Origin of the sequence: Williamsia deligens, from assembly GCF_024171765.1 — a bacterium.
Taxonomy (GTDB): domain Bacteria; phylum Actinomycetota; class Actinomycetes; order Mycobacteriales; family Mycobacteriaceae; genus Williamsia_A; species Williamsia_A deligens.
Window position 1 is genome coordinate 3076192 of sequence record NZ_JAMTCI010000001.1, and the last position, 8577, is coordinate 3084768.

Annotated in this window: 13 protein-coding genes; 11 read left to right on the forward strand and 2 right to left on the reverse strand. The window is 71.1% G+C overall.

The annotated features are described in order from the left end of the window. The first annotated feature begins 25 nt into the window (after positions 1-25). The 11 genes from nadD (at position 26) to LX14_RS14280 (ending at position 7128) form a co-directional block, all read left to right on the forward strand. Positions 26-790: a nicotinate-nucleotide adenylyltransferase gene (gene nadD / locus LX14_RS14230; RefSeq protein WP_253648034.1), complete on the forward strand. Its 765-nt coding sequence runs from the start codon at positions 26-28 to the stop codon at positions 788-790. Further along, positions 787-1149, forward strand: a complete 363-nt coding sequence (gene rsfS, locus LX14_RS14235) for a ribosome silencing factor (RefSeq protein ID WP_253647810.1) — start codon at positions 787-789, stop codon at positions 1147-1149. The genes nadD and rsfS overlap by 4 nt, the downstream gene beginning before the upstream one ends. Continuing rightward, on the forward strand, positions 1146-1841 hold the full coding sequence (locus tag LX14_RS14240; RefSeq protein ID WP_308214108.1) for a histidine phosphatase family protein: 696 nt from the start codon (positions 1146-1148) through the stop codon (positions 1839-1841). Before rsfS ends, LX14_RS14240 begins: the two co-directional genes overlap by 4 nt. Then, positions 1838-2572 (forward strand): diglucosylglycerate octanoyltransferase, encoded by a 735-nt coding sequence (gene octT, locus LX14_RS14245; RefSeq protein ID WP_253647811.1) that lies wholly within the window; start codon positions 1838-1840, stop codon positions 2570-2572. The genes LX14_RS14240 and octT overlap by 4 nt, the downstream gene beginning before the upstream one ends. Further along, positions 2569-3435, forward strand: coding sequence for a DegV family protein (locus LX14_RS14250; protein ID WP_253647812.1), 867 nt, complete (start codon positions 2569-2571; stop codon positions 3433-3435). Before octT ends, LX14_RS14250 begins: the two co-directional genes overlap by 4 nt. A gap of 112 nt (positions 3436-3547) precedes the next feature. Continuing rightward, positions 3548-4606, forward strand: coding sequence for a ComEA family DNA-binding protein (locus LX14_RS14255; protein WP_253647813.1), 1059 nt, complete (start codon positions 3548-3550; stop codon positions 4604-4606). A gap of 3 nt (positions 4607-4609) precedes the next feature. Continuing rightward, the gene (locus LX14_RS14260) at positions 4610-5413 is read left to right on the forward strand and encodes a ComEC/Rec2 family competence protein (protein ID WP_253647814.1); all 804 of its coding nucleotides are present in this window, start codon (positions 4610-4612) and stop codon (positions 5411-5413) included. Further along, entirely contained in the window at positions 5407-5562 is a 156-nt protein-coding gene (locus LX14_RS14265) for a hypothetical protein (protein WP_253647815.1), read from the forward strand. Before LX14_RS14260 ends, LX14_RS14265 begins: the two co-directional genes overlap by 7 nt. A 37-nt stretch (positions 5563-5599) precedes the next feature. Next, complete coding sequence (locus tag LX14_RS14270) at positions 5600-5941, forward strand: DUF732 domain-containing protein (RefSeq protein ID WP_253647816.1); 342 nt, start codon at positions 5600-5602, stop codon at positions 5939-5941. A 531-nt stretch (positions 5942-6472) separates the two neighbouring features. Then, positions 6473-6673 carry a type II toxin-antitoxin system HicA family toxin gene (locus tag LX14_RS14275; protein WP_253647817.1) on the forward strand — a complete coding sequence of 67 codons (201 nt, stop codon included), beginning with the start codon at positions 6473-6475 and terminating at the stop codon, positions 6671-6673. 41 nt (positions 6674-6714) lie between these two features. Next, positions 6715-7128, forward strand: coding sequence for a HicB family toxin-antitoxin system (locus tag LX14_RS14280; RefSeq protein WP_253647818.1), 414 nt, complete (start codon positions 6715-6717; stop codon positions 7126-7128). On the opposite strand, the gene LX14_RS14285 is transcribed toward LX14_RS14280, so the two are convergent. Both LX14_RS14285 and LX14_RS14290 read right to left on the reverse strand, forming a co-directional pair. Next, the gene (locus tag LX14_RS14285; protein ID WP_253647819.1) at positions 7109-8302 is read right to left on the reverse strand and encodes an SGNH/GDSL hydrolase family protein; all 1194 of its coding nucleotides are present in this window, start codon (positions 8300-8302) and stop codon (positions 7109-7111) included. The two genes, LX14_RS14280 and LX14_RS14285, sit on opposite strands and share 20 nt — an antisense overlap. Before the next feature lie 11 nt (positions 8303-8313). Further along, on the reverse strand, positions 8314-8577 hold a 264-nt coding region (locus LX14_RS14290), incomplete at its 5' end, for a hypothetical protein (protein ID WP_253647820.1).

Sequence of the window (8577 nt, forward strand, 5' to 3'; positions counted from 1 at the left end):
CGGGCGCCGGCGTCGCATCGGCGTGATGGGCGGCACCTTCGATCCCATCCACAACGGTCACCTGGTGGCGGCCAACGAGGTCGCGGACCGGTTCGATCTCGACGAGGTGGTCTTCGTCCCGACGGGCCGACCCTGGCAGAAGCTGGGGGCCGACGAGGACGCGGCCGCCGGGGTCGCGGACGGTCAGGTGCCCGCGCACGTGCAGTCGACACGACCGGTGAGCCCGGCCGAGGACCGGTATCTGATGACCGTGATCGCGACGGCGGCGAACCCCCGTTTCTCGGTCAGTCGCGTCGACATCGACCGCGCCGGTGACACCTACACCGTCGACACGCTGCGCGACCTGCACCGCATCCACCCCGACGCGGACCAGTTCTTCATCACCGGTGCCGACGCCCTCGGGTCGATCCTGACGTGGCACGACTGGGAGGAGCTCTTCTCGCTGGCCACCTTCGTCGGCGTGAGCCGTCCCGGGTACGAACTCGGTGCCGCGCACCTCGGCGCCCACCTGCAGACGCTGCCCGCGGACTCGCTGCACCTCATCGAGGTGCCGGCGTTGGCGATCTCGTCCACCGACTGTCGCGACCGCGCCCGCGACGGCCGCCCCGTCTGGTATCTCGTCCCCGACGGTGTGGTGCAGTACATCACCAAGCGACGCCTCTACCGCACCCGTCCGGGTCGACGCGGGGTGTCGGGTCCGTCCACCGACGCCGTCGATGCGAGCCATCCCGAGACGACGTCCGGCACACCCGGTCCCGCGACGTCGTTCACCACGAAAGGAACACCGTGACAGCGACTCCCGAGGCGTTGGCGATGGCCAAGATCGCCGCCGACGCGGCGTCGGACAAGCTCGCCGACGACGTCGTCGTGATCGACGTGTCCGAACAGCTCGTCATCACCGACCTCTTCGTCATCGCCTCCGCGGGCAACGAGCGGCAGGTGGGGGCGATCGTCGACGCCGTCGAGGAGAAGCTCCGCGAGGCCGGCCACAAGCCGCTGCGTCGTGAGGGGGCACGCGAGGGCCGATGGACCCTGCTCGACTACGCCGACATCGTCGTGCACATCCAGCACAGCGACGAGCGCGAGTTCTATGCGCTGGAACGGCTCTGGAAGGACTGCCCCGTCGTCGATCCCGAGACGCTGCGGTGACCCGTCCCGGCGACGGCGGGAGCCGCGTCGAGACGCCCGCGGTGCGCCGGTTGATCCTGTTGCGCCACGGGCAGACCGAGTACAACGCGACCGGTCGGATGCAGGGTCAGCTCGACACGGATCTGTCCGAACTCGGTGTCCGGCAGGCGAAGTCGGTCGCCGCGGTGCTGGCGGCGCGGTCGCCGGCGACGATCATCTCCTCCGACCTGCGCCGCGCCTACGACACAGCGGTGGCTCTCGCCGACGCCTGCGGGGGTGTCGTGACCACCGACCGACGCCTGCGTGAGACCCACCTCGGTGAGTGGCAGGGGTTGTCGCACGTCGAGGTGGACGGTCGGATGCCGGGCGCGCGGGGGACCTGGCGTGACGACGCGAGCTGGCGGCCGCCGGGTGGCGAGAGCCGGGTCGACGTCGCCGACCGCAGCGCGCCCCTCGTCACCGAGCTGATCGACCGGTTGCCGGAGTGGGGGACCGGGCCCGCTGCCGACAACCCGGTGGTGCTCGTCGCGCACGGTGGTGTGATCGCCGCGATGACCGCCGCGCTCCTCGGACTCCCGGAGGCGTCCTGGCCTGTCTTCGGTGGTCTCGCGAACACCAGCTGGGCTCAGCTCAGCGGATACGGCGACAGGCCCGTGTGGCGTCTGGACGTGTGGAACGCCTCGGCGGCCGTCGCCGACGCCGCCGTGCAGTGACCCCGTCGGAGCACGTCCTGGTCCTGTCGGACTCTCTCGCGTACTACGGGCCGACGGGTGGTCTGCCCGCCGACGACCCCCGCATCTGGCCGAACCTCCTCGGAGCCGCGGTCGGCAGGCCGGTCGAACTCTTCGGGCGCATCGGATGGACCTCGCGCGACATCTGGTGGGCGCTCATCCAGGACCCCCGTGTCTGGGCCGCGGTCCCGCGGGCGTGCGTCGTCGTGCTCGCCATCGGTGGGATGGACACCCTGCCGTCCCCGCTGCCGACCGCCCTGCGCGAACAGATCCGGTACATCCGCCCCGCCTGGCTGCGGCAGCGGGTGCGCGACGCCTACGGGTGGATGCAGCCTGCGATGGCGCCCCTTGGGTGGCCGGTGGCGCTGCCGGCCGGGGTCACGGTGGAGCACCTCGAGAAGGTGCGCGACGCGCTCGCGGCGGTCCGCCCCGACCTGCCGGTGGTGCTCTGCCTGCCCTCCACGCACGACAGCGAGCACTATGCGCGGGTCCACACCGCCCGCGCCGGACACACCGCGGCCATGCGGCGGTGGGCCGATGCGCACGGCGTCGCCACGGCCGACTTCTACCCGGCCACCGCACACTGGTTCGGCGTGCCCGGGGCGCAGAACCCCGACGGCATCCACTGGGGTTTCGACTGCCACCGCGACATCGCCGACGAGGTCACGCGCGTCGTCGGCCCGATCGTCGCATCGCCTAGGCTGGCGCCGTGACCGTCGTCGTCGTGACCGACTCCTCGTCGCGACTGCCTGCGCCGATCCGCGAGCTCTACGACATCCGTCAGGTCCCGCTGCACGTGCTGACCGGTGACGACGACCTGTCGGAGGGTGTCGACGAGATCGGCACCGACGTCTATGACCGGCCGGGCACGACCACCTCCGGCGCGACCCCCGCGGACCTGGCGTCGGTGTTCGAGTCCGCCGTGGCCGACAGCGACGGCGACGGGGTCGTCGCCGTGTCGATGAGCCGCAAGCTCAGCGGGACCTGGAGTTCGGCGCGCCTGGCCGCCGAGAAGTTCCCCGGACGCGTGCGTGTGGTCGACTCCCGATCGGTCGGACTGGCCGTCGGGTTCGCGACCGTGGCCGCGGCGCAGGCCGCGCGCGCCGGTGGCGAGATCGACCGCGTCTACGAGGCCGCGATCCGCGCCGCGTCGACCAGCGAGACCCTGGTGTGTGTGGCCGACCTCGGGCGGCTGCGCGCCAGCGGCCGGATCGGTGCCGCCACACGACTGTTCGGGACGGCACTGTCCATCAAGCCGGTGCTGCGGGTGGTCGACGGCGGACTGGTGCTCGCCGAGCGCCAGCGCACCTTCTCCAAGGCCATCGCCTCCATGGTCAGCGCGGCCGTCGCTGCCACCGACCGACAGCCGACGACCGTCGGTGTGGTCCACGCGGATGCGGCCGACACCGCGGCCGAGGTCACCGAGATGCTCACCGACCGGCTGCGCGTGGTCACCTCCACGGTCGTCACCGACCTGGGTCCGGTGTTGACCGCCCACACCGGTCGCGGCGCCGTGGGCGTGGTGGTGTGTCCCGGGCTCGACCCAATCGAGGGATACGCGGTCGGCGCCGACTGATCCGCGGACCGCTGTCTCGCGCTGATCCCCAGGTGGACCACCGTGCACAGCGGTGGCCTCACGGGGCCGCGATCACCGGATCGGGCGCTCGCGGCACCCCTACCGTCGCGGCATGTACCACCGGACCATCCGGGACCGCCGTCCCGACGTGCTCGACCGGCTGGGGCCCGTCGCGCCCCGGCTCGCGATGCCACCCGGCTCGTCGAGCGTCCTGCCGACATCGACCCTGCCCGCGGACGACGACGATCCGTCGGACGACTGGTCCTGGGACCCCGACCCGGATGGGGACGACGATGCCGGCGACGAGGGTCCGCTCGTCGAGGCCACCGGGCCACCCATCCCGCGATGGGTCGACGACGTGCCGGGTGTGCGTCCGCGAGCCGACGACGACCCCGACCCCGGGCGACTGCGCAGGCCGCGTCGGGACCGGGTGATCACCGCACCTCCGGCCGCGATCGCACTCGTCGTCGTCGGACTGCTCGCCTGCGTGGTCACCGTCGTCACGGTGGTGTCGGGCTCGTCTGACGAGATCCCGGCGGCCGTGGCCTTCCCGTCGAGTGCCGGCCCCGTGCGTCCGGGCGCCGACGGGGGAAACACGGCGGCCGGCACATCGGCGTCGACATCGGCATCGGTTCCGCCCGCGGCGTCGGCTCCCGTCGAGATGGTGGTCAGCGTGGTGGGTCTGGTGCGCACACCCGGATTGGTGCGGTTGCCGCCGACGGCACGGATCGCCGATGCCATCGCCCGCGCGGGTGGCGGCCGGCCGGGTGCGGATCTGTTGGGGCTCAACATGGCTGCGCCCCTGCATGACGGGGACCAGGTGTTGGTCGGGTACGCCGACCCCGACGGTGGGCCGGCGCTGCGCAGCGCGGTCGTCAGCGGTGGCGCGGCGAGCGGCGGAGCGGGTGGCGGACCGTCCGGCGCGGCCGATACGAGGGGATCGGGGCGGGCGTCGACGTCGGCGGCCGCGCCCGCCGGGGCCCGGGTCGACCTCAACACCGCCGACGAGGCCGCGCTCGACGCGTTGCCCGGTGTCGGTCCGGTGACAGCGGCGGCCATCGTCGAATGGCGTTCGCGCAACGGACGATTCCGATCCGTCGACCAGCTCTCCGAGGTCAACGGCATCGGTCCGGCCCGCCTGGCCACCCTGCGAGAACTCGTGACGGTCTAGGCCGTGGCGCGTCCGTCGGCCGACCTGCGGTTGGTCGGACCGGCCACCGGTTGCTGGGCGGCGACGGCGGTCGGGGTGATCGGCGGGTGGGGAGCCGCGGCCTCGGTGTGCGTCGTGGCGGTCGTCGTGGGTGCGTCGTCGGCGGTGGTCCTGCGCCGCCGGGGCGCGGCGCACATGCTCGCCTGGACGGTCCTCGCGGCGGCGGGCGTCACCGCCGGTTTCGCGCTGGCGGTCACCGTCCGGGCGTACACGGTGGACTCCGCTGCGCTCGCGACGACAGCCATGGGCCACAAGACCACGGTGGGCATCACCGTCACCGACGATCCGCAGTTCATCCGTGGGCCGGGACCGGCACGCGTCCGGCTCGCGGCGCAGGCGACCCAGGTCGGCGGGCGTGGGGGACGGGTACCGGTCACGGTCATCGCCCCGGCGACGGGATGGGCCGATCTCGTCCCCGGGCAGACAGCCGTCGCGGTGGTGAGCGTGACGCGCCCACGGCGTCGTGACCTCACCGCGGCCACACTGCGCGCCGGCGCCGACCCCCGGGCGGTCCGCGCGCCCCCGGTCCACCAGCGATGGGCGGGCGGGGTGCGGGATCGGCTGGCCACGGTGAGCCGTGCGGCGTTGGGCGCGCGGGAGTCCGGACTGCTCCCCGGGATGGTCATCGGGGACACGGCAGGGCTCGGCGACGACATGGTCGACGACTTCCGGCGGTGCGGACTGACGCACCTGTTGGCCGTGTCGGGGGAAACGAACACAATGGGGTTGTTGTCACAGCGCCGCGCCGTAGGGTTCGGTCCATGGTGATGTCTGAGGACGAGATCCAGAACGCGATTGAGAAGGCGGCTCGGCGCAGTGCCGAGGGTGCGCCGCCGCTGAACGAGAGCCAGCGTCGGCTGGTGCGACGCATTTGGTTCGGGATCCGAGATCGCGATGAGCTCGAATCACGCGACTAGGGCCGCACGTCGTCAGGGCCAGCCGTACATTCGTCGCATGAATAGGCGAGTGGTGGCGGTCCTGGCGGCCGTGATGATCAGCGGGTCTGCGGTGGCGGGTTGTGGATCGAGCGGGCCAGACGGCGACACCCAGTTCCTCGGCCATCTGAAGGATCACCAGGTTCCGACTGGTGTGACGCACGGCGCGAACCCTGCGCTCGGCGCCGCGGTGTGCAAGGACCTTCGCGGCGGCGCCGAGGGCGCGAACGAGGTCATCTCCGTCACGAACGACGGCGGGTTCACCGAGCCCCAGGCCGAGGTGATCGTCTACTACGCGATCGCCGACCTGTGCACTGACCAGTCGTCGAAGTCGCAGGACCACTGGAAGGACGGGAGCTGATGCAGCGTCGCGAGCGGATGGGCGTGCGCTGCCCAGACTGCGGGACGGAAGTGTCGATGATCTTCACTGAGTCGTCGAGTCGGGGCTACGGGAGTAGTGGCCCCCGACGAACCTTCCGCAACGTTCTGTGCGAGACCCGGGGGTGTCTCGACCGATCCTTCACGCCTGAAGTGGCGAACCTGCTGGGTTTGGAGTGGAACCCGTCGTCGTAGTTTCCCCATACGATGACCCTCACTCGTCGCGGGCCGAGGAGGTCCGTCGTGCCGTGGGTCGAGTGGAAGCCGACGTCGTGTCCAGCCTGCGGAGCCGACTGGCGTTCGTCGCGGTCGCACCTCGTCGGGTGGGCCAATCAGCGCGCCGTCCCGTGCCGCACCTGGGTGTGTCGATCGTGCGATGTCGTCACCGCGAAGGACGATCTGCCGATGGCGCCGCGGCGGTTGCGTCAGTGGGACGGGGACCGACAACCCCGAGTGTGACAGGTATTGTCTAGGGGGCTTGACTAGAAAACGTCCACCGGGTTAGACTAGAGTCATGATCGCACCGGCACCCACACGGACCATCGTGAAGCAGCTGAAGAAGGCGGGCTTCACGCCGCAGCCGGGCAAGGGCAGCCACGAGAAGTTCGTGTGCCCCTCGGGCCGTCACACGGTGTCGGTCCCGACCGGGCACTCGACGATCTCGCCGGGTGTCCGACGGCAGGTCGACGCCACCATCGCCGCCTGCGACTGCTGAGAGGCGGGCGGGACCGCACCCGCCCCGGAGGGATTGAACCCATGACGACATACGCGATCGACGTCTACCGCGACGACAAGTTCTGGATGATCCGCGTCCCCGAGCTCGACGGGACACACGGGCTCGTCGGCGAAGCGATCACCCAGGCCCGCCGGGTGGGCGATGTCGAGACTGAAGCCCGCGACTACATCTGCACCGTGATCGACGCCGCGCCCAGCGCGGTCGACGTCGACGTCCGATCGGTGACGATCGACGGGACCGACGTGCTCACCGCGGCGCGCCAGGTGCACGCCGACCGCGAACGGGCGCAGGAGATCGAACGAGCCGCAGCCGCGCGATTCGCCGAGCTCGCCCGGGACCTCGCCGACCACACCGTGCCGGTGCGCGACATCGGCTCGCTTCTCGGTGTGTCGTACCAGCGAGCACATCAGCTGGTCAGCGGAACGCCTCGCTGAGGAACTTCCGTGTGAGGGCGATCGTCGCCTCGCGGTACCAGTGCACGGCGTCATCCATCACGATGTACCCCGCATTCGCGGCGGTCACCCACGGGTCGGTGAGCCCGTCGACGAACGACACCACGTTCGGGGCAGCGGCAGCCGCGTCCCGCAGTGCGGCGTTCACCGCCGCCGCGACGGGGCCCGCCGTCACCCCGGCGGTGATGGTGGGGCTCGGCTCGACCCCCATGACCACGACGGGGACGTTGGGCATGCGAACTGCGAGTTGCGCGTACAGCGCGGTCGCAGCGTCCTTCACCTTCGCGACGGTGTTGGTGCCTGTCGTGTCGCCCAGGATCCAGCTGACGTCGTTCGCGCCGCCCCACACGACGATCCCGTCGACGTCGACGAGGGACGACAGTCCCGCGAGGCGTGCCGACGACCCGTACGGCCCGGACGGAGCGTTGCTGTTGTTGGCGCAGTAGCCGGTGCCGCCGGCGGATGCGTTGTAGACCGGCGTGCCGGTCAGAATTCCGATCGCCTCGGCCACGGCGTTGCCCATCGTGGTCTGGTTAGACGTCGCCCCGCTGCACAGTGAATCGCCGATGCAGACGTAGTGCCGCCGCTTGATGGGGGCGAAGATCTGACCACCCGAGAGGCGGCCGACGTAGGCGACCTGCCCCCCTCCCGAACGGAACAGCACGTCGTGTCGGCTGCTGGAAGAGCTGTTGCCGAACGTGAGGGTGATGATGACGCCGCCGGTGGCCCCGTAGGTGATGGGCGCCGGCGTGAGCGGCTTCCCGTCGATGACCCACTGGTAGGCCATGTTCGCATCGTTCACCGACACGAAGACGTAGCACCCGGCGCCGATGCACTCCATCTCCATGTCCGGCACCGTGTTCCACGGTGCGTTCCAGTTGACGCCGGACCCGTTGTTGCCCGAGAAGAACCCGTTCGGCGGACGGCAGGGCGATGCCGGGTCACCGGTGTCGAAGAATTGACCACCGGCAGGGATCGTCCCGCCGACGTTCGCCGACGTCGCGCTGTCCCCGGGTTGCGGTGTCCACGTCGCGGGCATCCGAGCGGCGGCGAACTGAGCGGCCATCCGCTGCGTGCGGACGCGAAGTGGATGAGTGAACGCCGCGGCGACCTGCGCGTCGGTCTGCGCGGCGGTGTACGCGGTGACAGTTGCCATGGTGGTGATCCTTACGCGGTCAGGGTGTAGGTGCCGTCGCCGTTGTCGGCGAGCGCGGTGGAGCTGGACGGAGTGAAGATCGTGAACGTGCCGTCGCCGTTGTCGGTCACGCTGTATGCCCCCGACTGCACCCGCAGGTCGAAACCGGTGGCGGACGCATTCGCGATCAACAGCGGGGTCGGCAGGTCGATTGGCGGGGGCTTCGCACCGCCACGCGGCCGCACGACGGTCAGACGCGGGGCCGCGTCCACGACGGTTCCGCGACTGTCGGCGCG

Coding starts and splice junctions, on each gene's coding strand:
- nadD (WP_253648034.1), top strand. CDS start 26: ATGGGCGGCACCTTCGATCCCATCCACAACGGTCACCTGGTGGCGGCC.
- LX14_RS14280 (WP_253647818.1), top strand. CDS start 6,715: ATGACGACATACGCGATCGACGTCTACCGCGACGACAAGTTCTGGATG.
- LX14_RS14285 (WP_253647819.1), bottom strand. CDS start 8,302: ATGGCAACTGTCACCGCGTACACCGCCGCGCAGACCGACGCGCAGGTC.
- LX14_RS14265 (WP_253647815.1), top strand. CDS start 5,407: ATGGTGATGTCTGAGGACGAGATCCAGAACGCGATTGAGAAGGCGGCT.
- LX14_RS14275 (WP_253647817.1), top strand. CDS start 6,473: ATGATCGCACCGGCACCCACACGGACCATCGTGAAGCAGCTGAAGAAG.
- LX14_RS14255 (WP_253647813.1), top strand. CDS start 3,548: ATGTACCACCGGACCATCCGGGACCGCCGTCCCGACGTGCTCGACCGG.
- LX14_RS14270 (WP_253647816.1), top strand. CDS start 5,600: ATGAATAGGCGAGTGGTGGCGGTCCTGGCGGCCGTGATGATCAGCGGG.